General features: G+C 69.5%; 23 protein-coding genes. 6 read left to right on the top strand and 17 right to left on the bottom strand.

Translation table 11 applies throughout. The features are described from left to right. The first annotated feature begins 85 nt into the window (after nt 1-85). Nucleotides 86-538 carry a helix-turn-helix domain-containing protein gene (locus tag AB0I82_RS33315; protein ID WP_363261207.1) on the top strand — a complete coding sequence of 151 codons (453 nt, stop codon included), beginning with the start codon at nt 86-88 and terminating at the stop codon, nt 536-538. A 69-nt stretch (nt 539-607) separates the two neighbouring features. Here AB0I82_RS33315 and AB0I82_RS33320 read toward each other — a convergent pair whose 3' ends face one another. Next, nucleotides 608-1816, bottom strand: a complete 1209-nt coding sequence (locus tag AB0I82_RS33320; RefSeq protein ID WP_363261208.1) for a cytochrome P450 — start codon at nt 1814-1816, stop codon at nt 608-610. A gap of 198 nt (nt 1817-2014) precedes the next feature. Here AB0I82_RS33320 and AB0I82_RS33325 point away from each other — a divergent pair, with 198 nt between their 5' ends. Then, nucleotides 2015-2686 carry a helix-turn-helix domain-containing protein gene (locus AB0I82_RS33325; RefSeq protein WP_363261210.1) on the top strand — a complete coding sequence of 224 codons (672 nt, stop codon included), beginning with the start codon at nt 2015-2017 and terminating at the stop codon, nt 2684-2686. A gap of 75 nt (nt 2687-2761) precedes the next feature. Here the strand turns inward: AB0I82_RS33325 and AB0I82_RS33330 are convergent, their stop codons facing one another. The 4 genes from AB0I82_RS33330 to AB0I82_RS33345 all read right to left on the bottom strand — a co-directional run bounded on the left by AB0I82_RS33330 (nt 2762) and on the right by AB0I82_RS33345 (nt 5851). Beyond that, entirely contained in the window at nt 2762-3415 is a 654-nt protein-coding gene (locus AB0I82_RS33330; protein ID WP_363261211.1) for an ATP-dependent endonuclease, read from the bottom strand. An 839-nt stretch (nt 3416-4254) separates the two neighbouring features. Next, nucleotides 4255-4689 carry a DUF2267 domain-containing protein gene (locus tag AB0I82_RS33335; protein WP_363261212.1) on the bottom strand — a complete coding sequence of 145 codons (435 nt, stop codon included), beginning with the start codon at nt 4687-4689 and terminating at the stop codon, nt 4255-4257. A gap of 64 nt (nt 4690-4753) precedes the next feature. Continuing rightward, nucleotides 4754-5173 (bottom strand): DUF2267 domain-containing protein, encoded by a 420-nt coding sequence (locus AB0I82_RS33340; protein ID WP_363261213.1) that lies wholly within the window; start codon nt 5171-5173, stop codon nt 4754-4756. A 237-nt stretch (nt 5174-5410) separates the two neighbouring features. Next, entirely contained in the window at nt 5411-5851 is a 441-nt protein-coding gene (locus AB0I82_RS33345) for an Hsp20/alpha crystallin family protein (RefSeq protein ID WP_363261215.1), read from the bottom strand. A 134-nt stretch (nt 5852-5985) separates the two neighbouring features. On the opposite strand from AB0I82_RS33345, the gene AB0I82_RS33350 reads away from it, so the two are divergent. Further along, the gene (locus AB0I82_RS33350) at nt 5986-6711 is read left to right on the top strand and encodes a type III effector protein (RefSeq protein ID WP_363261216.1); all 726 of its coding nucleotides are present in this window, start codon (nt 5986-5988) and stop codon (nt 6709-6711) included. A gap of 64 nt (nt 6712-6775) precedes the next feature. Here AB0I82_RS33350 and AB0I82_RS33355 read toward each other — a convergent pair whose 3' ends face one another. Both AB0I82_RS33355 and AB0I82_RS33360 read right to left on the bottom strand, forming a co-directional pair. Then, nucleotides 6776-7111 (bottom strand): MerR family transcriptional regulator, encoded by a 336-nt coding sequence (locus AB0I82_RS33355; RefSeq protein WP_363261217.1) that lies wholly within the window; start codon nt 7109-7111, stop codon nt 6776-6778. A gap of 596 nt (nt 7112-7707) precedes the next feature. Then, complete coding sequence (locus tag AB0I82_RS33360; RefSeq protein ID WP_363261339.1) at nt 7708-8658, bottom strand: ABC transporter substrate-binding protein; 951 nt, start codon at nt 8656-8658, stop codon at nt 7708-7710. Nucleotides 8659-8848: 190 nt separating this feature from the next. Between AB0I82_RS33360 and surE the strand changes: the two genes are divergently transcribed. Further along, nucleotides 8849-9748, top strand: coding sequence for a 5'/3'-nucleotidase SurE (gene surE / locus AB0I82_RS33365; RefSeq protein WP_363261340.1), 900 nt, complete (start codon nt 8849-8851; stop codon nt 9746-9748). Between the two features lie 53 nt (nt 9749-9801). Here the strand turns inward: surE and AB0I82_RS33370 are convergent, their stop codons facing one another. Beyond that, nucleotides 9802-11526, bottom strand: a complete 1725-nt coding sequence (locus tag AB0I82_RS33370; RefSeq protein WP_363261218.1) for a styrene monooxygenase/indole monooxygenase family protein — start codon at nt 11524-11526, stop codon at nt 9802-9804. A 74-nt stretch (nt 11527-11600) separates the two neighbouring features. Further along, nucleotides 11601-12821 carry a styrene monooxygenase/indole monooxygenase family protein gene (locus AB0I82_RS33375; RefSeq protein ID WP_363261219.1) on the bottom strand — a complete coding sequence of 407 codons (1221 nt, stop codon included), beginning with the start codon at nt 12819-12821 and terminating at the stop codon, nt 11601-11603. Nucleotides 12822-13229: 408 nt separating this feature from the next. Here AB0I82_RS33375 and AB0I82_RS33380 point away from each other — a divergent pair, with 408 nt between their 5' ends. Next, nucleotides 13230-14210, top strand: a complete 981-nt coding sequence (locus tag AB0I82_RS33380) for an AraC family transcriptional regulator (protein WP_363261220.1) — start codon at nt 13230-13232, stop codon at nt 14208-14210. 80 nt (nt 14211-14290) lie between these two features. Here the strand turns inward: AB0I82_RS33380 and AB0I82_RS33385 are convergent, their stop codons facing one another. The 7 genes from AB0I82_RS33385 to AB0I82_RS33415 form a co-directional block, all read right to left on the bottom strand. Further along, complete coding sequence (locus AB0I82_RS33385; RefSeq protein WP_363261222.1) at nt 14291-15289, bottom strand: ester cyclase; 999 nt, start codon at nt 15287-15289, stop codon at nt 14291-14293. Nucleotides 15290-15338: 49 nt separating this feature from the next. After that, nucleotides 15339-16685, bottom strand: coding sequence for an MFS transporter (locus tag AB0I82_RS33390; protein ID WP_363261223.1), 1347 nt, complete (start codon nt 16683-16685; stop codon nt 15339-15341). A 125-nt stretch (nt 16686-16810) separates the two neighbouring features. Beyond that, complete coding sequence (locus AB0I82_RS33395) at nt 16811-17599, bottom strand: aldolase/citrate lyase family protein (RefSeq protein ID WP_363261224.1); 789 nt, start codon at nt 17597-17599, stop codon at nt 16811-16813. Next, nucleotides 17596-18369: an SDR family oxidoreductase gene (locus tag AB0I82_RS33400; protein ID WP_363261225.1), complete on the bottom strand. Its 774-nt coding sequence runs from the start codon at nt 18367-18369 to the stop codon at nt 17596-17598. The genes AB0I82_RS33395 and AB0I82_RS33400 overlap by 4 nt, the downstream gene beginning before the upstream one ends. Then, complete coding sequence (hisD, locus tag AB0I82_RS33405) at nt 18366-19676, bottom strand: histidinol dehydrogenase (RefSeq protein WP_363261227.1); 1311 nt, start codon at nt 19674-19676, stop codon at nt 18366-18368. The genes AB0I82_RS33400 and hisD overlap by 4 nt, the downstream gene beginning before the upstream one ends. Beyond that, the gene (locus AB0I82_RS33410; RefSeq protein WP_363261228.1) at nt 19661-20437 is read right to left on the bottom strand and encodes an alpha/beta fold hydrolase; all 777 of its coding nucleotides are present in this window, start codon (nt 20435-20437) and stop codon (nt 19661-19663) included. Before AB0I82_RS33410 ends, hisD begins: the two co-directional genes overlap by 16 nt. Further along, nucleotides 20437-21573, bottom strand: a complete 1137-nt coding sequence (locus AB0I82_RS33415) for a cupin domain-containing protein (protein ID WP_363261229.1) — start codon at nt 21571-21573, stop codon at nt 20437-20439. Before AB0I82_RS33415 ends, AB0I82_RS33410 begins: the two co-directional genes overlap by 1 nt. 165 nt (nt 21574-21738) lie before the next feature. On the opposite strand from AB0I82_RS33415, the gene AB0I82_RS33420 reads away from it, so the two are divergent. Then, nucleotides 21739-22743: a LacI family DNA-binding transcriptional regulator gene (locus AB0I82_RS33420; RefSeq protein WP_363261230.1), complete on the top strand. Its 1005-nt coding sequence runs from the start codon at nt 21739-21741 to the stop codon at nt 22741-22743. Here AB0I82_RS33420 and AB0I82_RS33425 read toward each other — a convergent pair. Next, complete coding sequence (locus tag AB0I82_RS33425) at nt 22694-24133, bottom strand: amino acid permease (RefSeq protein ID WP_363261231.1); 1440 nt, start codon at nt 24131-24133, stop codon at nt 22694-22696. The two genes, AB0I82_RS33420 and AB0I82_RS33425, sit on opposite strands and share 50 nt — an antisense overlap. Between the last annotated feature and the right edge of the window lie 66 nt (nt 24134-24199).

Genomic DNA, 24199 nt, shown 5'->3' on the forward strand with positions numbered 1-24199 from the left:
CATCTTGCTACCGATGGTGAAGGTAGCCCTTCTGGTAGCATGTTGCAACCATACTGTGAGAGTGATCGTGAAAGTGAGGGACGCCATGGTGAGCAGAACGCGCTTCGATGACAGCGAGTGTCCCGTCGCCCGGTCGGTGGACGCGATCGGCGACTGGTGGTCCCTGCTGATCGTGCGGGACGCCTTCGATGGGAGCCGGCGCTTCGGGGAGTTCCAGCGCAGCCTCGGCGTGGCGAAGAACATCCTCACCGCGCGACTGCGCACCCTGGTCGCCGGCGGTGTACTCGAATCCGTCCCCGCCTCGGACGGCAGCGCCTACCGCGAGTACGTACTAACTCCCAAGGGCAAGGCGCTCTTCCCCGTAATCGTGGCACTGCGGCAGTGGGGCGAAGAGAACTTCTTCGCCCCCGACGAACCACACTCACGGTTGGTCGACCGCCGGCAGGGACATCCCCTCCGCGCGTTGGAAGTGCTGTCCGCGGATGGGCGACGGCTGAGCCCCGATGACACCACCGTCCACAAGGTTTCCGCCCAGTGATCCGAGCCGGAGAGCCGGTGATCTGAGGGCGTCGAGGTTCACCTCGCCGTACGGGTCACCCGGCTCGCGTCACACGTCCCAGGTGACCGGAAGGCTCTTCACCCCGTAGATGTCCGCGGTCTCCGGGCGCAGGCTGACCTCTTCGGCCGGTACGGCCAGGCGCAGTGTGGGGAAGCGGTTGAGCAGCGCGGAGAAGGCGACTCGCATTTCGACGCGGGCCAGTTGCTGGCCCAGGCATTGGTGGATGCCGTGGCCGAAGGCCAGGTGCCCGCCGTCCTGCCTGCGGAGGTCGAGTACGTGAGGGTCGGCGAAGCGCTCGGGGTCGCGGTTGGCGGTGTGGTACGACAGGATGACGGGCGCGCCGGCCTCGATGGTCCGGCCGCCCAACTCGACGTCCTCCAGCGCCGTCCTCATGAACGTCTTGGCAACACTCAGATACCGCAGCAGCTCTTCCACGGCCCCGTCGGTGAGCGCGGGATCGGCGCGCAGCGCGGCCAGTTGCGCCGGATTCCGCAGCAACGCGAAGGTGCCCAGCGCGAGCATGTTGGTGGTGGTGTCGAGCCCGGCTGCCAGCAGGATCAGGGCGATCCCCTTCAGCTCCTCATCGTTCAGATCGCTGTCGGTGAGGTCGCTGAGCACATCGTCGGTGGGGTTCGCGCGCTTGGCGGCCACCAGCTCCGCCAGGTAGTTCTGGACTGCGGTGTAGGCCGCTATCAGCTCCTCGTCGCTCGTCTCCCCGTTCATGAACGAGTCGACGTGGGCCTGGAAGGAGCCCCGGTCCTCGTACGGCACGCCCAGCAGCTCGCAGATGATGATGGCGGGGATGGGCTTGGCGAACGCGGTCACCAGGTCCGCCGGCGGCCCTGCCTTCTCCATCGCGTCCAGGCAGTCGGTGGTGATCTGCTCGACGCGCTCGGTGAGCAGTCGCATCCGCCGTACGGTGAACTTGCCCATCAGCGGCTTGCGATAGCGCCGGTGCTGCGGGTCGTCCATGAGGAGAAACTCGCCGGGCGCCGCCGGAGGGACCTCGATGTCGCCGTAGTCGATGGTCGGGTGGTAGCGCATCAGCTCCTTGCGCGAGCTGAACCGCGAGTCAGCCAGGACCGACCTGACCAGGTCATATCCGGTGATCAGCCAGCCGGGCTTTCCGCCGGGGAAGGTGTAGCGGCTGATGGGGCTGTGTCGGCGGGCGTCGATCAGCTCCGCCGGCGGGTCGAACGGGCAGCCGGGCTGACGCATCGTCGGCAGCGTTGTGACGGTGTGCATGGATTCCCCCATGGCCATTCCTCATCTCGCGATAGGACGTGTTTGGCGCAATTCGAAAGCTACGTTGCATTCAGAATTGCGTCAATCGACCGAATCGCATTTACGCAGGTGGACAGCGGGAAATTGATGCAATGACGCTGGACTCGAATGCAACGTCTCGTTGCAATGGATGAGGGCGAAGGCAATACTGAGGGCATGCCAGGAGGACGGTTGACCCAGCAGGACCGCCAGCGCATCGCGGCCGGACTCGCCGACGGGCTCTCGTACGCCGAGATCGCCAGGCGACTTGACCGGACGACCTCGACGATCAGCCGGGAGGTCGGACGCAACGGCGGCCCCGGCGGCTACCGGCCCCAGCAGGCGCATCACGCGACGGTCCAGCGGGCGCGGCGTGGCACACCGGCACCCGCACGCGCGGCGAGTGCGAGTGCGAGTGCGCCGAGCAGCACGATGGAAGAGGAGATCATCGAGCTGGCGGTCAGGTCGGGGCTGCCGAGGATGACGGCGCGCGTACACGTCGATCTGTTGCTGTCCGAGGACGGCAGGCGCACCGCAGCGGAGCTGACCCGCAGGCTCAAGGTGAGCCCGGCGTCTGTCTCCGTTGCCGTGAACTTCCTGGTGCAGCACGGGTATGTACGGCGCGAGCGCGATCCGCAGCGGCGTCGCGACATCTATGTGGTCGACGACGACGCCTGGTACAACTCCATCGTGATCAGCTCACAGCAGACGCTCGAGTCGGCGCGGGCCGCGATGGCGGCGGCGGAGGCGTTCGGGCTTGACAGCCCCGTGGGGCAGCGGCTCGCCAAGGGAGGAACGTTCCTGGAGCGGGTCATCCTCGACATGAGGGAGTCGGCCGACCGCTGGCGCACGCTCCTGACGTGATGGGCGTGATGGGCGTGATGGGTCCCAGCCGAACGGCCAAGTCCCGCAACGCCGCCCAGCCCGCCGTCGGCCGTGTCACACGTGCGTGAGAAGGCGCTCCAGCGGCCGCGGCACGCGCTCGAGCTCCAGGTGCGCGATCAACGCCTGCGCGTAGAGCGCCTTGCGACCGCTGTGCGTACCCATGAAGCGCCGCAGCTGGTGTTCCACGGGCCGTTCCCGCTGTGCCGGCTGCCCCTGAAAGATGCGGAAGGGGCGCATCTCGTCCTGGGCCTCGATCACTTGCTGCACGCCCTCGGCTCCCAGCGCGCGGATCAGCTCGTCCTCCAGGTCGGCGACGCACACGTGGAATCCGAGTGCCTCCAGTCCGGCGTACGTGAGACCGGACCCGAGCCCGACCCGTTCCAGATGACGCCGGAAATGCCGCTCCTCGCCGATGTCACAGAGACCGGCCAGCGGGAGGCCGAGCCCCGGAGGACCGCACACGTCCAGGAAACGCCCGATGTTCGTTGCGCCTCCCAGCGGTACTAGCGCAACGCCCTCCGCAACGAGGTCGCGGCCATGGCGCGTGGCCAGCGCTTCGAGCGCGACCTGATCACTGCTGCCCTCGACGAGCACGACCGTCCGCACGCCGCCGGCCAGCTCCCGGGCCACCGCGGCCGCCGCACCCGCCCCCGCTCCGCCGGCCGCCCACGCAACCACCGCCAGGCGAAATCGCCCCAACTCGTCCACGAGACCTCGCTTCCCGCCCCCATCCTGGCACGGCCGAGATCCCCTACGCACGCACGTTTCCCGCGCCCGATGACTCGAAGACCGGAGGAAGTCCGGCTGCGGGTGAGCGGTCAGCTACCGACATACCTGCAACATGGCCGCGACTACGCCAGCCACCACCGACATCGACGACGGCGGCCCGGCGTGGGGCCCCGGGCGCAGGGCCCCACCGTCCCCGCGTGCAGTGGGTTGGGTTGCACGGTTGGGTTGCACACAGAGGCCGTTGCCGCGCTGTGCGCTCTCAACCCTCCCTGTTCGCAACTCGGTTGCCCTTGACGGTAGAGGTTCGGCCGTTGTTCCAGGTGATGGTGAACTCGACAGTGCCACCGGAGAGGAGGTCCAGGCAGGCCATCTCGCGGACGAATCGAGCCTCGCGGCTGCCGGAGGTCAAGCCGGGGATTGTGGAGACGCAGGGGCCGTACTGAGTGCTGACGACGGCGGTCGTCCTCATTGGGGTGCTGGTCAGAGGCGGGTCAAAGGTGTTGGTCTGGCTGCTGGGTGGAGTGCATGTGACGGTGTCTGGGCAGAGGCGCGGGCGAGTGCGGCGAGCGCTGCTGGAGCGCCGCAGGTGGCGCTTGTCCAGGGCCCGCGCCTGATACCTAAGCGGCGAGGGAGAAACCGAACAACATGGGCAGCAGAGTCTTGACGTGAACCGGACACGGCCGACGGGCACTTCGACGCATCACGCGTACCAACGGCCTGGTCAGCACTTCTCCTGTCGGGTCGCGCCCGGCCGTCAAGCGACCGATCTTGCATCACTCCAACCGGTGAACGGCCGCGTTGAAACGCCCCACGCTCTGTCAGGCGGCCTGTACGAGTTCAGCGCGGCCGAAGAGGATGGCGTAGCCGGAGGGGAGTTGGGTGAGGATTCGGTCCAGGAGGGTGGGGCCGGCGAGGTGGGCGACTACGCCGAGGACGGAGCCGGCGTCCCAGCGTGTGGTGGCCAGGGTGCCGCCGGTGCGGGCGGCCAGGTCCTTGATGAAGTGCCAGCCGGTCAGGGTGTCGGTTTCGGGTATCTGCGCGGTGAAGATCTGCGCGGCCTGGCGGGGCAGGCGGGCGGCGAGTTCGACGCGTTCCTCGCCGGTGAGCCGTCGGCCGAGGGCCGCCAGTACGGCGCGGGTGACTTCTTCGGCTCGTTCGCGGGTGGGGTAGGCGCCGTCGTAGCGGACGCGTTCCAGCATCTGTGTGTAGGACAGGGCCGGCGTGTTCGCGGTCTGCTGCGAGAGGGGCTGCATCGGTGGGTGGGTGCCTTTCTCGGTATGGGGATTGTGGGGATTGTTCTGACGGCGGGCGGGCTGCTCACCGGTTTGGTGTGCTGTGTTCGGGGGCGGTGGTTTCCTGGGGGCGGCCGAAGAGCAGGTCGTAGCCCGGCGGGAGCTGGAACAGGATGCGGCGGGTGAGTTCCTCGCCGGCCGCGTCCGCGGCGACGCTGAGTACGGCACCGACGTCCCAGGCGGCGGTCTGCTCGGTGGCGCCCTCGATCCACGCCGCGGTGGCGCGCACGAAACGCTCCGGGGAGAGGGGCTCGGACGCCTGCAACGGGTTCAGCAGGATCAGGGCGAAGGTCTCCGGGAGCCGGGCAGCCAGCTCGGCCCGCACGTCGCCCACCAGGTGCGCGCCCATCAGCGCCAGGACGATGCGCGCCGCCCGGTCGGCTTCCGTACGGGTCGGGTACTCGCCGCGTTCTTGTACCTGGTCCAGGAACGCTTCTCGCTGCATGACCACCGCGATCCCCTCTTCCGTTCATCGGTCCGTACGGCGTACGTCGTATGTGGGTACGGGTGCGTGGGTTGCGGGGTGGCGGAGGGCCTGGGTTGAGGGGGAGGGATCAGCCCGCCCTCCGCCACCGCGGGGTGAGGTGTCCTCTTGTTCTCTTGGCCCCTTGGCCTCATGGCCTCATGGCCTCATGGCCTCATGGCCTCATGGCCTCATGGCCTCATGGCCTCATGGTCGGCCTCAGCCGCGGATCTCCTTGCGCCCCGAGCCCGCGCTGATGGAGATCTTGCGCGGCTTGGCGCGCTCGGCGATCGGGATGCGTACGGTGAGGACGCCCGCGTCGTAGTCGGCGTTGATGTGCTCGGTGTCCAGGGAGTCGGCGAGCATCACCTGGCGCGAGAAGACGCCCAGGGGCCGCTCGGAGAGTTCCACCTGGACCTTGTCGCTCTTGGTGACGGGCCGGCGCTCGGCCTTGACCGTGAGCATGTTCCGCTCGACGTCGATGTCGATCGCCTCGGGGTCGACGCCCGGCAGGTCGAGGGCGATCACGTACTCGTCGCCTTCGCGGTAGGCATCCATCGGCATCGCCGAGGGCCGCGACCAGGTGCCGGACGGGTTGGTGCCGAGGAGCTGCTGGGTGAGCCGGTCCAGCTCACGGAAAGGATCGGTGCGCATCAGCATCGGGAAAACACCTCCGTTTTCGCTCGGGCTGTACATGCCCATGCGCTGCTACCTGCTTCTCTTGTAGCATGTCATCCAGACGATGACAAGCGAGCACGTCGCCTGAAGGGTGACGCTCTGAGCGGAGGTGACTCATGGCCGCAGACGACCAGAAACCTGTGTCCCCGCCCGCCTCGTTCCCCGCCGCCGAAGCGGCGCTGGCGGCGATCGAGGAGGCCGTACGCATCGCGCAGCTACCGCATCCTGGGCAGGCCGACCAGCGGCCCGAGCCCGGAACCGGTACAGAGCAGGCCGGCCGGCAGCCCGAGCCCGGCGCCGGCGCAGAGCAGGCCGGCGCCAGCGCGGAGCAGGCGCTGGCCGCGCTGTTGCTGCTGCGCCAGCTGCGGGACCAGCTGGCCGGCTGGGAGACGGGGCTGATCGAAGCCGCCCGCGCGGCCGGCGCCAGCTGGTCCGATCTCGCCCACCCCCTCGGGGTCGCGAATCGGCAGTCCGCCGAGCGCCGCTACCTGCGCCTGCGCCCCGGAGCGCCGGGCACCACCGGCGAAGAGCGCATCCAGGCCACCCGCGATCAGCGCGCCGCCGACCGCACCGTCACCACCTGGGCCCGCAGCAACGCCGCCGACCTGCGCCGGCTCGCCGGAGAGATCACCGCGGTGACCGACCTGCCCGCTGAGGCCCGCACGCCTCTCCTTCAGGCGCTGGGCCGCCATGACGTCGCAGCGCTCCTCGGCCCGCTGACCGGCGCCCGCGACCACCTCGCTGCCGGCCGCCCCGATCTCGCGGCTCGCGTGGATGCCCTCACCCGTCACACCGACGACCTGCGCCAGGCCAGCAGCGACCGGCGGCGCCCTACGCTCTGAGGAGCGGCGGCGCGGTCGGCGGTGTGCAGGCGTGGCGGCGTCACCAGGGGCAGAAGCTGTTGGCTCAGGTCGGCTTTGCCTCGGGCTGTGAGGCGGCGTGGCGCAGTTCCTCGTTGATGCGCTGGGCCTCTTCGAGCTGGTCTTCAAGGATGACGATGCGGCAGGCAGCCTCGATGGGGGTGCCCTGGTCGACGATTTCGCGGGCGCGGGCAGCGATGCGCAACTGGTAACGGGAGTACCGGCGGTGGCCGCCCTCGGAGCGAAGCGGGGTGATCAAGCGGGCTTTCCCTATCGCCCGCAGGAAGGCGGGTGTGGTGCCAAGGAGTTCGGCGGCGCGGCCCATGGTGTAAGCGGGGTAGTCGTCGTCCTCGAGACGGTCGATCGGATTGTCTGCTGCCATCTGCACCTCGTTGCGGTCATGCGTCGAGGGGCCTTGGTGCCGTACGGCACCAAGGCCCCGAGGGATTGCAACACCATCTGCCGGCTTACAGCTGCGCCGGCCTTCTCATTCCGCGTCTCCACCTGACAGGCCGGAGGCGCGGGATCGCGGATGCGTGACCGGGGACCACCTTCCAATCCGGGGTCTTGCTGTACCCGGGCGGTACTGCTTCCTCGCCCGGGCGATCCTGATGGCGTCTGCCTCCTTCTTTCCGGACTTCCGTTTCGTACTGCTGGAACGTGCGGTACTGCTTCGCGGCCCCTGCTGGGCCGCCGGCCCGGCAGCCAGTGACGGAACCCTTCCAGCCTTCCGGCTCCCTCACTCCGCTGCCGTGCCGTTGTTCTTCGGACCTGCGTGCGCGGCAGTTCGTCCTCTGCCGCGCCTCACTCGACCTCGTGGCTACGGGTAAAACAGTAACCCCGTCGCCCGCCCATGTCTATGCTCGCCACGACAGATTTCCTGCATTTGAGTGACGCCAATTTCTGCCATCGGTCGGGCCGGAAGTCATGCACGCCAGGCACGCAGCCTCGCTCGCGGCACCAGCGCAGCGTGCTCCCTCAGCCGGCTTGGAGGATCCGGAAGCGATCCGGTGCCGTCGGGTCTCGATCCACTACTTGGATCGGCGTCCCAGCCCATTGCCACACGCTGATGCCCGGCGTGCGGGAGAACCGGATCCGTCCGCGGGTGCCTTCGACTGCCACGCGCGGCCAGGATGCGGCCGTGCGCGCCCGGTCCGTGCCGTGCGAGCGCAGCGCCTCGGCGAGGACGGCGATCGTGTCGTAGCCCTCGAAGGCGACGAAGGAGGGCGCTGCCGCAAGCTGCTCGCGGAGGGCCGTATCGACGCGTGTACCGAGTGGGGTGAGGCGCTCGGGCAGGTAGCGCAGGAACGGGATCGCCGCGCCGTCGTCGCCCAGCAACGCTGCCCATTCGGCGAACTCCGGTTGTCCGGCCGGCGCACCCAGCATGATGTCGGCGAGGCGCTGGTCGCGGCGGACGGACTTGACGATCGGCACGGCCGGCTCCGGGTGGCCGACCAGGAGAAGGAGGGCTGTCGCGCCATGGTCGACGAGTGCGTCGCACACAGCCGTGGGGGTGAGCGCGCTCATGTCGAGTTCGATGACGGTGCCACCGCGTGGAGCGAGGTGGTCCCGCAGGATGCGCGTTCCGGATGTCCAGTAGACACTCGGCTGGGCCGCTACGGCGATGCGACGGTGGCCCGCGCCGAGGAGGAAGTCCGCGTAGCGCTGCCAGCCGCGGGACTGCGGCGGGGCGAGGCGCGCGACGTGTTGCGTTGGCTGCTCGGTGAGCGCGTCGAGTACCGCTGAGGAGCACAGGAATGGCAGGCCGAGGGCGTCGGCGCGGGCGGCAGCGGCGCGGGCGACGACGCTGTGGTACTCCCCCGCCACGGCAGCCACGCCCAGGCCGGCCAATTCCTCCACTGCCGCCGCGGCCCTCTCGGGATCCGCCGCGGTGTCTCGTACCACCAACTCCAGTGGTCTTCCGCCGATCCCGCCGGGTCAGCGGCGCCGAGAGCAGCCGAGCGCCAAACCGTTATTCACATACCGACCAGTCGGGTTGACAGTTGACCCGTGGGCCGATGAGATGCGTCGCACCATCACGCTGTTCCCCTCTGGAGGGCCCATGTGGAGTCCCGCGCGAAAAGCGTTGACAGTGCTCGGTACCACGGCCACGGTGACCATGCTGGTCACGGGATCCGGCGCTGCTGTTACTGAGCAGCCGCAACGCAATGGGGCAGGTGACGGGCGGCCGTTGCGGGTTCTGATCAGCAATGACGACGGCTTCCGCCACGCGTATGTCCGGCAGTTGCAGGGCGTGTTGAAGAGAGCCGGGCACGAAGCGGTGATTGTTGCCCCCGCCACGGACCAGTCCGGTCGTGGTACCGGTATGACCCTCTCCCCCAGTGCCACGATGCGCGCCGAGCAGGCCGAGCCGGGCGTCTGGTCGGTCACCGGCACGCCCGGGGACGCGGTGAACTTCGGGATCGGGCACGCCTTCGGGGGCGCGAAGCCGGATCTCGTCGTGTCCGGTGTCAACGCCGGGCCGAACTCGGGTTCCGCCGTCAACCACTCCGGTACGGTGGGCGCCACGGTCGTCGCGTCGGAAGCGGGCATACCGGCGATAGCCGTGAGTGCCGACGCGGACCTGACGAACCCTCAGGACCGTTACCCGTCCGTACCGCAGGCGGCGGCGTTCACCGAGCGGGTCGTCGAACGGCTCGTGAGGACGGCGCGCAGCGGGCCGCTGCTGCCGGCCGGCATCACACTCAACATCAACTACCCGGCGAAGCCGGACGGCCGCGTCGCCTTCACCAACGTCGGCAAGGCGCGGAACATCACCGTCTCCTATGCCCCGGACCCGGCCTCCTGCGACACCTGCTACCGGCCCAAGCTCGATTACGACCCGAGTGCGCCCGAGTCGGTACGCAACGCCGACACCACCGCGCTGGCCGCGAATGACGTCTCCGTGTCAGTGCTCACCGGCGACTGGGGCGCGGACGGCTGGGCCACCGGCTCGCGGCCGCCGTCCACGGAGGACGTCAAGCGCACCAAGACACGACTGACCGGCCTGCGCCCCTGATCCTTCGGACTACTGGTCCCTCGGACTACTGGACGGCCGGGCCGCAGGCCGCTTCACAGATCCGGATGCTTCGTTGCCACGTGGTAGTACCCCGAGTGGAACACCAGCGGGGCGCCGCCGTCGGACTCGTACTGTTCGACCTCGCCGAGGAAGATGATGTGGTCGCCGGCGTCGAGGCGTTGGACGGTGCGGCATTGGAAGCGGGCGACCGTGCCGTCCAGGAGGGGGGTGCCGGCGATGCCGGGGGTGGTGGGGATGCCGCGGAATTTGTCGTCGGCCGGGGTGGCGAACTGGCGGGAGAGATGGTGCTGGTCGGCGGCCAGTACGTGGACGGCGAAGTGCGAGGCGTCGGTGAAGTCCGGGAGGCTCGGGGCGTTCTTTCCGGGGCACCACAGGACGAGGGGCGGGTCCAGGGAGACGGAGGTAAAGGAGTTCGCGGTCATGCCGACGTTGCGGCCGTCGGGAGCGCGGGCCGTCACCACGGTCACGCCGGTCGCGTACTGGCCGAGCGCGCGGCGCAGCTCGCGGCCGTCGAAGCGGGCGGCGTGCTGGGCGCGCTTCTCGGCGAGGAAGCGGTGCGCCTCGGCCTCCTCGAACCACCAGCGGTACAGGGTGCGCGGGTCGTCGAAGCCGGTGGCGAGGGCGCCGGCGACCGCGGGTATTTCGGCCGCCGCGGTGAGGAGTTCGCGGTGGTGCGGGCCGAGGTCGCCCAGGAGGGAGTTGGTCCAACCGACGGACCATTGACCCCAGCCGCGCCAGAAGTTGTCGAAGGTGCGCTGCATCCACTGCGGGGTGAATTCGGCGGCGCCGTGGCGGAGGATGCTGTCGAGGTAGTGCGATGCGGCCTGGGCCGCGTTGTTCGAACCCTGGCCGGTGATCGGGTCGTTGAGTACGACGGCGTCGGCCATGCCGAGGGCGTGCCGGCCGGAGGCCAGGCGGGCGACGGGGTGCCGGACGGTCGGGGTGATGCCGCCACGCAACACGCCACCGCGGTCCGCGAGTTGGGCGTGCCGGCAGCGCTCGTACTCGTCGGGGAAGAAGCGGTGCAGGATTTCGAGGGAGCGGGTGAGGTGGGCTTCGGGCGTGTGGATGTCGTCCCAGCAGTCCATCGGCCCCCCGGGGACGCCCTCGAACACCATGATGTCGCAGGGCCCGGTGGTGGTGAGGGCGGGGAAGGAGAAGTATTCGCCGACGCCGGGGACCATGCGGTAGTGGACGGCGGCCTCCCCCTCCCGCGGTGCCGCTCCCGTGACGTACGTCAGCGCCAGCGCACGGCGCGGCCGGTCGTACGGGGAGAGTTCGGCGTTGCGCGGGAAGAGGCGGCTCAGCTCGCCCTTGCCGGTGGAGACCACGACGAGATCGTGCGTACGGGCGTACCACTCGAGGTCGTTGACGCCCGCCTCGTGCAGCACGATCTCGCCGCGGCCGCCCTCCGCGAACTGCTCTATCCACGCGGCGCACTTGACGCGCTGGTCGACGGAGTGGGCGGGGCCCTCCAGCGGCGCGCGCCAGGAGACTTCCGGTGTGCCGTGCGGACCGATGAGAGAGAGCGCGATGCCGGTGATGTCCGGGGCCCGGTCCTCCCAGTGGTGCAGGCCGAGTTCGCGCTCGGTCTGCAGCGCGGTGTCGAACATGCACTGACTGGACATGACCGGGCCGCGACGTATTTCGTCGGGGCCGCGGTCGGTGACCAGGGTGACGTCATAGCCGTGCGCCTGGAGTCCCAGGGCGAGTTGGGCACCCGCCTGCCCGGCGCCGATCACCGCGATCCTTCTCATGGTCCTGCTGTCCTGCTCTCGTTGCGTATGTACTGCCGCTGACGCGAAGTCAGTTGGCTGTCACTGACGGTCGCTCAGACGCTGACCTCGGCCAGATAGTTCTTCGCGGCGGCCGGGTCCATGAACCAGTGGAAGTAGTCGCGCGGGTCGTCGAAGCCATTGACGAAGCGGGCGGCGATACGGGAGTCGGCGCTCGCCGCGCCGAAGAGCTCCAGGACGTGCTGCGGCGGGGCGCCGAGCATCGCGTTGGTCCAGGCCGTGGCGGACTGCACGTTGTCCCAGAAGCGGCCGAAGGCCAGCTCCATGAACGCGGCGTCGTACGGGCGCGCGCCGTGGTCCAGGATGGTGGCGAGGTAGGAGGCCGCGCACTTCGAGGCGTTGTTGGAGCCCTGGCCGGTGATCGGGTCGTTGAGGACGACGACGTCGGCGAGGCCGAGCACCTGCGCGCCCGAGGGCAGCGTGGCGACGGGCTTGCGGACGGTCGGCGCGAAGCGGCCCGCGAGCGTGCCGTTCTGATCGGTGAGCGTGACATCGGTGCAGCGCTCGGCCTCCCACGGGACGTACGTCCGCAGCAGCTCCTGGAACTTCGCCAGCTGCTGGTCGGGGGTGAGCCCGTCGAAGCAGTCGAACGGGCCACCGGGGATGCCCTCGAAGAACATGATGTCGCAGGGGCCGCTGGTGGTGAGGCTGGGCATGGTGAAGTACTCGCCCACGCCCGGGATGACGTTGAAGCTGACGCCGAGGCGGTCGGGCAGCGGCGCCATGCCGTTGACGTACGCCAGGGCCAGCGCGCGCTGCGGAGCGTCGTACGGGGAACGCTGGGCGTCCCGCTCGAACAGCCCGGCGATCTCACCCTTGCCGGCCGCGACGATCACCAGGTCGGACTCGGCGGCGTAGCGCTCCAGGTCCTCGACGCCGGCCTCGCGGAAGTCCAGACGGCCGCCGCGGCGCGCGAACTCACCCATCCAGATCGGCATCTTGACGCGCTGGTCGACCGAGCGCGCCGTGGCGTCGAGGCGGGCGTCGAAGGAGAGCGCCCGGCCGCCCTGGCCGTCGGCGATGTTCACACCGAGCCCGGCGATGGGCGGGCAGGCGTTGCCCCAGAAGTCGAGGCCGAGGTTGCGCTCGTGGGCCAGTGCGGTGCCGAACATCGCCTGGCTGGACATGACCCGGCCCTCGCGGATCTGGTCGCCGGTGCGGTTGGACACGAGGGTGACGTCGTAACCGTGGTCGAGCAGGCCGATACCGAGCTGGAGGCCGGCCTGACCGGCTCCGACGATGGTGATTTTGCGCATGAGGGGGGCCTCCGGAGGTCGGGTTGTGCAGTTTTGAGCGGTGTCCGTGCAGTGCGGTGCTGTGCAGTGCGCTGGTACAGCAGTGCTGTGCAGTGCGCCAGTACAGCATTCCGGTGACGTGGCGGCGGCACCGAAGCGGGGATTCGGTTGTGGGGAATGCGGCTGCCCGCCGGAGGGGGGGCCGGCGGGCAGCCGCGGGAAGCCGGGTAACCGTACGACCGGGGGATGGGTCCTGGTCACCCGGCAGGCCAGAGGGATCCTGCTGACTCGGCGAGCCCGGGCAGCAGCAGGCTCCGCACGCGGTCGGGGATCCACCTTGGTATGGGAAGATCATCTTCGCTATCCGGATCACGCGGGCTACTGTCCCGATCACGCGTCTCGGCGGCGGAGATTTAGGTGGAGGTTCACTTGCGCGCTGAAGAGCTCCCTCTCGCAAACCACCAACAGTTCCATACAGCGGACATTTGGGAGGCACGAGCCGAGGTCGGCCGCGCCTTCTGCCCGCATGACCTGCGCATCACGCAGCGCTCGGCGACGCTCGACGCCCGGCTGCACGGTGCGCCCTTCGACCGGACGGGCCTGTATTACCTCGATTACGGAACAGAAGTCCGCATCACACCGGGCGATCTGGAGAGCTTTTTCCTCGTACAGATCCCGCTCGCCGGTTACGCCGAAATCACCTGCGGCCGCGAGGAGATCATTTCCTCCCCCGAACTCGCTTCCGTCCCCTCTCCGACCGGAAAGCTGGATATGCGCTGGGGTGCCGGCAATCCGCAGCTGATCGTGTGGTTCGACCGGTCCTCCCTGGAATCGCACCTGGGCAGTCTGCTCGGCCGCGCCGTGCGCCGCCCGATCCTCTTCTCGCTCGGCATGAACCTCACCACAGCGGGCTCCCGCTCCTGGCTCAACGTCGTCGACCTCATGCGCCGGGAGGCGGAGGGACCGGACGGCATGACGAGTCAGCCCATCGTGACAAAACAGCTCGAATCACTTCTCATGACCCAGCTGTTGATGGCCCAGCCCAACAACTACACACCGGCGCTGCTCGGCGAGCAGCCGCGCGTCGCACCGCCCGCGGTCCGCCGCGCCATGGAGATCATCGAGGGGCACGCCGCCGAGCCGCTCACGGTCGCGGAGATCGCGGAATGCGTCGGCGTCGGCGTACGAGCTCTCCAGGAGGGCTTCCGCCGGCACCTCGACACGACACCGCTCGCGTATCTGCGCGAGGTCCGCCTGGACCGCGTACGCAAGGAACTCCTGGCCTCCGACCCGGGCACCACGACCGTCACCACCGTGGCAACGCGCTGGGGCTTCTTCCATCCGGGCCGCTTCTCACTCGCGTACCGCCAGCAGTTCGGGGAGTCGCCTTCGGAGACGTTGCGGTCCTAGGAGACGTTGCGCCAGACGGACCGGAGGGGTACCCGAGTATCGGGTACCCCTCCGGTCCGAATGCAACAAGGTGCTTCGGGTCAGTAGATGTTGGCCTCCACGGGCGGGCCGTCGCCGCGGGTGCTGTTGATCTGGGCCCGCAGGGCTATCTCGTCGTAGACGCGGAACTCCCGTACGATCCGCCCGTTCTGGATCAGGAACTGGGAGACGCCGAGCATGGTGACCGGCTGGTCCGTCAGGGGGCCGAACGCGGGCGTACCGCGGTAGGTACCGTGCATGGTCCACAGCACGGCCACCCGCAGACCGGCGTAACGCTCGGCGTAGTTGGTCTGGATGTCCCGCACCTCGAACCTCGCGTCGGGGAACGGCCCGACGGTCGACAGGAGATCGGCCTGGTAGCGGTCGGGGCGGATGACGGTGCGGTCGCCGATGGTGTGCAGGAAGAGGTCCCGCACCATGAAGTCGTTGACCTTCTGCAGCCGGCGCTGGGTCCACACCTCGTCGATGAATTCGAGGACCATCTCGCACTCGGGCCGGAAGTCGTCCGGCCGCGGGCCGCTGACGCCTTCCAGGAGTACGTCCTTGGGCGGCGCCTCCAGCATCGAACCGGTGTAACCCTGGAAGCGCAGGGCGCGGGCCGCCTCGTCCGGGTCCGCGCCGCGCTGCAGGCAGTCGGCGAGTTCGTCGCGGACGACCCACTCCTCGACCATCCGTCCCCTGCGGTAGAGGCAGTTGGCGACCGTGCGCTTGCGGATCGGGATGATCTTGCCGTCCACCAGGTGCTCGTCGGCGGAGAAGACCAGGTGCGAGCTGAGGAAGGCGTCGTCCCCGCGCGCCTCCCACACCACGTCCTCGGCCTGGCCGATGTGCTGCGGTGTGCTGCCCATCCGCATCGTGCTGCCTTCGATCACACCGTCGCGGCCCACGACGGTGCCGAGGCTCGCGTGGACGATGGAGTCCGGCTCGTAGTTGTCAACGATGTAGGAGATATCGCGGTTGACCCAGATGTGGTCGGTGACCTCACGGATGAAGTCGTCGGGGTCCTGGTAGGGGCGGTAGGCGACGGGATCCAACGGCATGAGATTCCCTTTCTCGATTGTGCGTTAATGCGTATGCAGGAGGGTGCGGTCAGCGGGCGAACTTGTCCGCGCCGAGGTGGCTCCGGTAGGTCTCCGTCATGAAGGCGCTGACCACGACCAGGGCCAGTACCGCCGCCGCGGCGAGGTAGACCCACACGGCGTAGATCGTGTCGAAGCTGGTGACCAGCAGGGCGGCGACGAACGGGGTGATGCCCATGAAGACGGAGAATGAGCTGTTGTACGCGATGGCGCTGGCGCTGAACCGGGTGCGAGTCGCGAAGAGCTCGGCGGCGCACACCGTGACGATGCCGGTGAGGAAGAACTCCGGGATGATGTAGATGAGTTGGCTGGCGATCGCGGCGCCGAACGTGGCCTGTTCGCCGACGAAGAAGGCCAGTGGGACCAGGACGATGCAGGCGATGGCCCCCATGATCAGCATCGGCTTGCGGCCGATCCGGTCCGAGAGGATGCCCGCGAGGGGCAGCAGCGGGATGAGGACCGCGACCGAGATCGCGTTGGATGTCAGCGCCATCCAGCGGGGCAGGCCCAGCGTCCCCGTGAGGTACTCGGGGTAGAAGGTGACCCAGCTGTACGAGAGGATCGCCAGCATCACCGAGACGCCGCAGAAGACCAGTATCGGCCGCAGCTGCGAGCGGAGCGCCTCGCGGATGGGTGCCTTGACGACCTGGGTGCCGTCCTCCGTGGCGCGGATGAACTCGGGCGTCTCCTCGATGCGCTTGCGCAGCCAGACCCCGACCGCGCTCAGCGGGAGCGCGAGGAGGAACGGGATGCGCCAGCCGTACGAGTTCAGGGCCGGCCCCTCGAACACCGCGCTGGTCAGCGCGGCGGTGCCGGCTCCCGCGAGGATGCCGAAGAAGCAGCTGTTCGAGGCGTACGAGGCGTAGTAGGCGCGTCGCTTGGGCTCGGCCCATTCCACGATGAAGGCCACCGCTCCGACGTACTCGCCGCCGGAGACCATGCCCTGGACGATGCGGATGACCAGGAGGAGGAGCGGTGCGAGGACGCCGATCTGCTGGTACGTCGGCAGTGCGCCGATCATCGCCGTGGTCACGCCCATGACGACGAGGGTCCACAACAGTGCCTTCTTTCGGCCCACCCGGTCTCCCCAGCGGCCGACCAGGGTGCCGCCCAGGGGGCGGAACAGGCACGCGATCGCGATGAGCGCGTAGGTGCTCAGCACCGCGACCGCCGGGTCACTGCCGGGGAAGAAGGCGGGGGCGAGGACCGGGGCCATGTAGCCGTAGAGCCCGTAGTCGAACTGTTCCACGAAGTTGCCGATACTTCCCGCGCCGATGGCCCGGCGTATCGCCTTCCGGTTCTCGGGGTCGGCGGTGTTTCTGTCGCCGGTGGCTGTGGGTGGCGCTACAGCGGACATGGCTTCTCCGTTCGCGCGGTGGGAGGGAGTCTGGGGGCGCGTACGCGAAATGCATACGTATGAATGAGGGGGGTGTGCTGGACCCTAGAGACGGCGGTGAGCAGCGTCAATAGGTGGGACGTGAGTCAGCTGTTGTGTTTCGCGGCCTCGGCCCCGGCATGAGGTGCGGCGAGGGACCGGAAGGTGTCCATCAGGACCTGCGCCATGTTGTAGAGCACCAGCTGGGCGCCCGCCTGCTCGGCGGCCCTGGCGGCGGCCGTGTCGGGGACGATGGACATGACCGCGCGGCCGGCGTCGTGTGCTGCCCCGTGCGTCGCGGCGATGAGCTTGTCGATGGTGTCCGTCCCGGGGAAACCGCAGTCCACGGTCAGGTCGGCCGGGCCGACCAGGACCGCGTCGATGCCTTCCGTGACAACGATCTCGTCGGCCGCGGCGCAGGCCTGTGCCGTCTCGATCATCGCCACGACCAGGGTCTCCTCCGAGGCGGCGAGGTGCTCGGCGGGCGTCACCGTACCGAAGCGGCCCGCCCTGCTGTACGTGGCGAAGCCCCGCTCCCCCACCGGTGGATAGCGGTCCGCCGCCACCGCCCGCTGTGCGTCCTCGGCGCTGTCGATGTGCGGATGGATGATTCCGGCGGCACCCAGATCCAGGCAGCGCAGGGCGAGTGCGGGCTCGGCGGAACCCACGCGGACGAGTACGTCGATGCCCTGCGCGGCGGCCGCGGTGAGGTGGTGCTGGAGCGCCGTGGTGTCGGCCGGTCCGTGTTCGCAGTCGATGACCACGTAGTCGAGGCCGGCGACCCCCGCCATCTCCACCAGCGTCTCCGACGGGAGGCGGAGCAGCGCACCGTACAAACACTCCCCCGCGGCCAGCCGCTGTTTGAGGGAGCGGCGGCCCGTTGTGACAACCGTCATCGCGCCACCATCCCCGCGGACAGGTCGATGTCGGCCCCGCACAGGCCCGGCATCCGCAGCATCGCCGTCACGGCCGCCCCCACCTCTTCCTCGGTGACCATCCGGCCGAGGGCCGACCGTGACACGAAGGCTTCCTCCGCCTCCGCGTAACTGCTGCCGGTCCGCTCCGCTTCCAGGCGGAAGTTGCGCTCCATCCGCGGGCCCGAGACCGGTCCGGGAGAGAGGGAGTTCACCGTGACACCCGACGGGCCCACTTCACCTGCCAGCGTGGTGGTGAGGCCGATGACCGCCATCTTCGACGCGCAGTAGGGGGTGCGCCGCAGCAGCGGCCGCTTCCCCGACACCGAAGCGATGTTGATGACGTCGCCCGCGCCCCGTGCGGTCATGGCGGGCAGGAAGGCGCGGCACATCAGGAACACACCGCGGACGTTGATGTCGAAGACCTCGTCCCAGTCGTCCGCGGAGATGTCGGTCAGCGGGGCCACCGGCCCGGCGATCCCGGCGTTGTTGACGAGGATCGAGATCTCCTCGCCGGCGAGGCTTTCGGCGAGCGCCGCCACGTCCGAGGGGTCGGACACGTCGCAGACCCGGTGGGTGACGTCCGGTCCGAGCTGTGTTGCGGTCTCCTTGAGGGCGCGCTCGTTGCGTCCGGTGATGACCACTCGTGCGCCGTCGGCCAGCAGGGCGCGTGTGATGGCCGCGCCGAGTCCGCTGCCGCCGCCGGTGACCAGTGCGGTACGTCCTCGCAGTGGTACAGCGTCGCCCGTCATGCGTCACCACCGGCGTTCCACGGCAGGGTGCCGTCGCCGTACTTGGCCGCCCGTACATCGCCGGAGCGGGCGTGTCCCTCGAACAGCTCGACGCGTGCGGCGCGGCCGCACACCTCGCCGAGCAGCGCCGACGAGGCGGTGTCCGTGACCTCCTGGTACGTCACCGTCTTGAGGTACTTCCCCACCCACAGGCCGCCGGTGTAGCGGGCTGCGCCGCGGGTCGGCAGGACGTGGTTGGTGCCGATGACCTTGTCGCCGTACGAGACGCAGGTGCCTTCGCCGAGGAAGAGGGCGCCGTAGTCGCGCATCTGGTCCAGGGCCTGGCGCGGGTTCTCGGTGAGGATCTCGACGTGTTCGCTGGCGTAGGAGTCGGCGATCTCGAATGCCTCGTCGAGGGAGTCGGCGACGACGATCTCGCCGTGGTCGCGCCAGGCCGGCTCGGCGAAGTCCTTGGTCGGCATGCCCGGCAGCAGCCGGTCGATGTGCCGCTCCACCTCGCGGCCCAGCGCCTCGGAGGTGGTGACGAGGACGGCGGGCGAGTCCGGGCCGTGCTCGGCCTGCGAGAGCAGGTCCACCGCGACGACGAACGGGTCGGCGTGCTCGTCGGCGACGACCAGGATCTCGGTGGGCCCGGCGAACAGGTCGATGCCGACCTCGCCGAACAGCTGGCGCTTGGCCTCGGCGACGTATGCGTTGCCCGGCCCGGCGATCAGCGGCACCCGGCCGATGCTCTCGGTGCCGATCGCCAGGGCCGCGACGGCCTGGACGCCGCCCAGCAGGTAGATCTCATCGGCCCCGGCCAGATGCATGGCGGCGACGGTGGCCGCGGGGATCTCACCGCGGATCGGCGGGGTGCAGGCGGCGACCCGGGGCACGCCCGCGACCTTCGCGGTCACGATCGTCATGTGCGCGGACGCGGTCAGCGGGTAGCGGCCACCGGGTACGTACGCACCTGCGCCGGTGACCGGCACGTGCTTGTGTCCGAGGTGCACACCGGGCAGTGTTTCGATCTCGATGTCCTGCATCGAGTCGCGCTGCGCCTGGGCGAAGGTGCGCACCTGCTGCTGTACGAAGCGGATGTCCTCCAGCACCGTGTCCGGCACTCCGGAGACGATCTTCCGGATCTCGTCCGGGCCGAGCCGGAAGGACTCCGGGCTCCAGTTGTCGAACTTCTCGGAGTACTGGCGGACCGCCGCGTCACCGCGCTCGCGGATGTCGTCGAGGATGGCGGCGACGCGCTCGGTGACCTCGGCGCGGGCCGCGCGCACCTGACCGGCGGGTAGCGGGGACTTCAGATGACGGGGCATGGCGGGCTCTCCTCGGAGTGTGATGGGGGGATGCGGTGTGTACGTTCCGCCTCCGCGAGCAGGTCGCGTACCGCGGCGGAGACGGGGCGGGGGTGTTGCATCGGCAGCAGGTGACCGGCGCCGGGTACGGGCGTCAGCCGGGCACCCGGCACGGCCTGGGCGATCGAGCGGTGGAAGTCCGGCGGGCACAGCGCGTCCCGCGTGCCGTACAGGACGGTCGTGGGGCAGCGGACGGTGCGCAGCGTGTCATGTGCGTCCGAGCGCGTCGCCTGGGCGGCGAGCTGGGCGCGGGCGGAGTCCGGGCCGACCCGGTGGGCCATGCTCCGGTAACGGCCCGCCAGGTCGCCGGGCGGCTCGGTCACATCGAACATGCCCGGCAGGGTCTGCTCGATGACCTCCGCGAACCGCCCCTCGGCGATCAGCCCGTCCATGGCGCGCCAGGCGGCGTACTGCTCCGGTCGCGGGGCCCCCGCGTTGGTCGACATGGCGCAGAATCCCGCGACCCGCTCGGGCGCCCGGCGCAGCACTTCGAAGCCGACGATCGCCCCGAGGCTGAGCCCCACCAGGACGAACGGGCCGGGGACGGCGGACAGTACCTCGTCGGCCTGCCCGCCGATGTCCGGTGCCGTCAGTGCGACGTGGTGCACCTCGTGGTGCGCGGGGAACGCCACGTCGGTCCAGAGGTCGTGGTCGCACAGCATGCCGGGGACCACCACGACCGGCAGCGGTCCGGACGCACCGGCAGGAAGCGCGGCGGCCATCAGCGTCGCGCGGAGCGGGGCAGCAGTGCGTACGGGGCGACGTATCTGTTGTGGTCGATGCCCAGCCCGGCGTCGGCCGCGGCCTTGACCACTTCCTCGTCCCAGTCCAGGCGCACCCGGCCGTCGCCACCGTTGACGATCAGGAGGTCGCCCTCCGTGTCACCCACGTTCCGCAGGGTGCGCCAGGCGCCCTCGGGAACGGAGAGGATGTCGCGCGGCCCCAGGCGGACGGAGACCGGGTCGGTGCGGTTCAGTGTGACTTCCCAGAGCCCGTCCTTGACGATCAGCGCCTGGGTCTCGCGCTGGCGGTGCAGGGAGACGCCCTGGCCGGGCTCGGCGCGCAGCCAGGCGGCGTTGTGTCCGTGCGGGTTGAAGATCCGGGGCTCCTGGTGCGGGTCCTCGGTCATGCCGTACCCGATGACGCAGCTCAGGCGCGCCCCGCCGCCCGGCAGTGCGCTGTCGAGGAAGGGCCGGTCGGACCAGACCAGTTCCTCGGCCGCGGCGACCCGCCGCTTCATCTGCTCGGGGCTGTAGTGGCGCAGCCGGTCGATGTACTCCTGCGCCATCGGCTGGGTGAGTTCGGTGCCCTCGGGGATCTCGTCGCCGGCGACCGTGTCGATGAGTTTGTTGTCGGCCGTGAGGTACAGGCCGTGGCCCTCCGCCTCGCGCAGCACCGAGGGGCCCCAGATGATGCCGCCGGTGTTGTCCATGCCGAGCACGGTGAACAGCCAGCCGTCGTCCGGGCCGGTGTTGGTGAAGCCGCGGAAGATCCAGGTGGGTACGGAGACGACGTCGCCCGCCTTGACCGGCAGCTCGCCCTCCGTACCGTCGGCGCCCCAACGCAACAGGTACTCGCCCTCGGTGCAGACGAACACCTCGGCCGTGTAGTGCAGATGGAGATTGTTCGTGATGCCGTGCGGCATGGCCGCGGCGCCGACCTGGAAGCCGTGCGGCAGGCGGAGGTTGACGTGCTGGCCGGAGGACTGCGAGACGCCGGGGCCGATCATCGCGTAGTTCTCCTTCCGGTCCGAGCCCGGCGTACGGCAGTCGATGAACGCCTGGTTGCAGGAGACGAAATCGCTGCGGCGGATCGTGCGGCGATCCAGTTCCGCGGTGGACACGACGACATCGGACATGGTCGCTCCTTCGCTCGAAGTGCGTATGGAATACGTATGCATTGATCTGACAGGCACGGTTCTGACGCTGTCAAGAGGTCTGCTGGGATGAGTTGCTGATGGGTTGCAGACGTATGCTTCATCTACGACGCACCGGAGCACCGGACGAGGGGATGAGGACGACCGATGACGATCACGAGTCACGACGTGGCGAGACTGGCGGGCGTATCGCAGGCCACGGTGTCCCGCGCGCTCCGTGACGACCACCGGGTGTCGGCGGCCACCCGGGAGAAGGTCCGGCGGGCCGCGCAGGCGCTGAACTACGTTCCCAGCGAGGCCGGGCGGACCCTGTCCACCCGCTCGACGCGGCGCATCGGTGTGATCGTCACCGACCTGACGAACCCGTTCTACCCGCACGTCGTCGCCCCGCTGCACGACGAGCTCCAGGCCCTCGGCTACCGGATGATGCTGATCACGGAGCGGTCCGACGAGGCGGTGGCGGGCGAGAACCTCCTGGATCAGTCCCTGGACGGGGTGGTACTGGCCACCGCGACCACCGAGTCACGGCTGCCGGCCCAGCTGGACCGCCGCGGCATCCCGTATGTATTTCTCAATCGCGACACCGGACAGCCGGGCGACTACGCGTCCGTCGTGGACAACGAAGGCGGCGGCCGGCTGGTGGCCGGTGTCCTCGCCGAGCTGGGACACCGCCGCATCGCGGGCATCTTCGGCTCGTCCAATACGACCACCGGCCGGGACCGCGAGCTCGGCTTCCGGCTGGCGCTGGCCGAGGAGGGGATAGGGCTGCCGGACAGCCGTGTCGTCCGCGGGGCGTTCGAGTACGACACGGGGTACGCGGCACTCCCCCGGCTGCTGGCCGCCGACGAGCCGCCCACGGCGGTGTTCTGCGGCAACGACGTGGTCGCCATCGGCGTGCTCAACGCGGCCCTCGCGGCCGGGCTGCGGGTGCCGGACGACCTGACGGTGATCGGCTTCGACGACCTCCCGATGGCGGACTGGGAGGTGTTCCGGCTGACCACGGTCCGCCACGACCTGCGGGAACTGGCCCGCCAGGCGGCCCGGCTGCTGGTGCGCCGGATCACCGGCGAGGCCGACCCGGCCGGGGAGCGCCTCGTGCTGCCTACGGAATTCGTCCCGCGGGCCACGCACGCGCCCCTCTCCCCTCGGTGAGGCCGCTGCTGCCGGACCCACTCCCCTGCTTCCGTTGGAGCCGGAATCCCACCGTGACAAGCACCGCGGCGAGGCCGAACGAGAGCCACAGTTCGAGCCGGTGGCCGGGGAGGATCGCCATGAGGAGCAGCACTCCCGCGATGAAGACGATCGTCGCGACGGTGAGGTAGGGGAACAGCCACATCCGCACTTCGGCCGTCTCCTGTTGCCGGCGCCGGGTGGCGTACTGGGTGACCGCGATGACCAGGTACATCATCAGTGCGATCGCTCCGCTGGACGCCAGCAGATACGTGAAGATCTTCGGCAGGAGGTAGTTGGCGGTCACCGCGACGATGCCGACGACGGTGGATGCGGCGACCGCGTTGCGGGGCACGCCGCCGCGGGAGACGGCGGCGAAGGACGCCGGGGCGTCACCCCGCTTGGCCAGGGAGAAGGCCATGCGGGAGGCGGTGTAGATCGCCGAGTTCAGGCAGCTGCAGACCGCGATGACGACGACCACGTCCATGATCTGGCGCGCGCCCGGGATGTTCATGCGCTCCAGGACGGCCTGGTACGAGCCGGCGGCCAGCCCTTCGGCGTTCCAGGGCACCAGGCTGACCACGATGAGAATCGAGCCGAGGTAGAAAAGGCCGAGGCGCCAGACGACGGCCTTGATGGCCTTCTTGATGTTCTTCTTCGGCTCCTCCGACTCCGCGGCGGCGATGGTGACGATCTCGCTGCCCTGGAAGCTGAACATCGCGGTGAGCAGGGCGGCGAGGACGGCGATGCCGCCCTTGGGCGCGAAGCCGCCGTTGCTCCAGAGGTTCGACACCCCGCTGGTGCCGGAGCCGGGCAGCAGGCCGAGCATCGCGAGGACGCCGAGGACGAGGAAGCCCACGATCGCGATGACCTTCAGCAGGGCGAACCAGTACTCGAACTCGCCGTAGTTGCGGACGGCGAGCAGATTGGTGCCGGCCAGTACGACGATGACCGCGAACGCGGGGATCCAGCTGGGCACGCCGGCCAGTCCCCCGAGGACCTCGCCCGCGGCGATGGCTTCGATCGGGATGACGAGGACGTAGAACCACCAGTAGAGCCAGCCGATGGAGAATCCGGCCCAGCGTCCCAGGGCCCGGTCGGCGTAGGTGGAGAAGGAGCCGGTGTCGGGGTTGGCGACGGCCATCTCGCCGAGCATCTGCATGACCAGGACCACCAGGGCCGCGGCGGCGAGGAACGAGAGGAGGACGGCCGGGCCCGCGGTGGCGACGGCGGTGGACGAACCGACGAACAGTCCGGCTCCGATCACTCCCCCGATGGAGATCATGGTGATCTGGCGGCCCTTGAGACCCTGGGTGAGTTCTGCTCTGCCGGGGCCGCCGGACGGCGGCGGAACGGGTGACTCGTGTTGCATGGGTGTCCTCGGGGGAGTGTGCCGGGCCCCGCCTCCCCGGCTGCCGTGGAGGCGGGGCATTCGAGG

The organism is Streptomyces sp. NPDC050315 (assembly GCF_040655775.1).
In the GTDB taxonomy this organism is placed as follows: Bacteria; Actinomycetota; Actinomycetes; order Streptomycetales; family Streptomycetaceae; genus Streptomyces.

Coding starts and splice junctions, on each gene's coding strand:
- AB0I82_RS33400 (WP_363261225.1), bottom strand. CDS start 18,369: ATGACGGGCGACGCTGTACCACTGCGAGGACGTACCGCACTGGTCACC.
- AB0I82_RS33340 (WP_363261213.1), bottom strand. CDS start 5,173: ATGCAGCGAGAAGCGTTCCTGGACCAGGTACAAGAACGCGGCGAGTAC.
- AB0I82_RS33415 (WP_363261229.1), bottom strand. CDS start 21,573: ATGTCCGATGTCGTCGTGTCCACCGCGGAACTGGATCGCCGCACGATC.
- AB0I82_RS33350 (WP_363261216.1), top strand. CDS start 5,986: ATGGCCGCAGACGACCAGAAACCTGTGTCCCCGCCCGCCTCGTTCCCC.
- AB0I82_RS33375 (WP_363261219.1), bottom strand. CDS start 12,821: ATGCGCAAAATCACCATCGTCGGAGCCGGTCAGGCCGGCCTCCAGCTC.
- hisD (WP_363261227.1), bottom strand. CDS start 19,676: ATGCCCCGTCATCTGAAGTCCCCGCTACCCGCCGGTCAGGTGCGCGCG.
- AB0I82_RS33395 (WP_363261224.1), bottom strand. CDS start 17,599: ATGACGGTTGTCACAACGGGCCGCCGCTCCCTCAAACAGCGGCTGGCC.
- AB0I82_RS33410 (WP_363261228.1), bottom strand. CDS start 20,437: ATGGCCGCCGCGCTTCCTGCCGGTGCGTCCGGACCGCTGCCGGTCGTG.
- AB0I82_RS33420 (WP_363261230.1), top strand. CDS start 21,739: ATGACGATCACGAGTCACGACGTGGCGAGACTGGCGGGCGTATCGCAG.
- AB0I82_RS33390 (WP_363261223.1), bottom strand. CDS start 16,685: ATGTCCGCTGTAGCGCCACCCACAGCCACCGGCGACAGAAACACCGCC.
- surE (WP_363261340.1), top strand. CDS start 8,849: ATGCTGGTCACGGGATCCGGCGCTGCTGTTACTGAGCAGCCGCAACGC.
- AB0I82_RS33370 (WP_363261218.1), bottom strand. CDS start 11,526: ATGAGAAGGATCGCGGTGATCGGCGCCGGGCAGGCGGGTGCCCAACTC.
- AB0I82_RS33425 (WP_363261231.1), bottom strand. CDS start 24,133: ATGCAACACGAGTCACCCGTTCCGCCGCCGTCCGGCGGCCCCGGCAGA.
- AB0I82_RS33355 (WP_363261217.1), bottom strand. CDS start 7,111: ATGGCAGCAGACAATCCGATCGACCGTCTCGAGGACGACGACTACCCC.
- AB0I82_RS33335 (WP_363261212.1), bottom strand. CDS start 4,689: ATGCAGCCCCTCTCGCAGCAGACCGCGAACACGCCGGCCCTGTCCTAC.
- AB0I82_RS33345 (WP_363261215.1), bottom strand. CDS start 5,851: ATGCTGATGCGCACCGATCCTTTCCGTGAGCTGGACCGGCTCACCCAG.
- AB0I82_RS33320 (WP_363261208.1), bottom strand. CDS start 1,816: ATGGGGGAATCCATGCACACCGTCACAACGCTGCCGACGATGCGTCAG.
- AB0I82_RS33315 (WP_363261207.1), top strand. CDS start 86: ATGGTGAGCAGAACGCGCTTCGATGACAGCGAGTGTCCCGTCGCCCGG.
- AB0I82_RS33385 (WP_363261222.1), bottom strand. CDS start 15,289: ATGCCGTTGGATCCCGTCGCCTACCGCCCCTACCAGGACCCCGACGAC.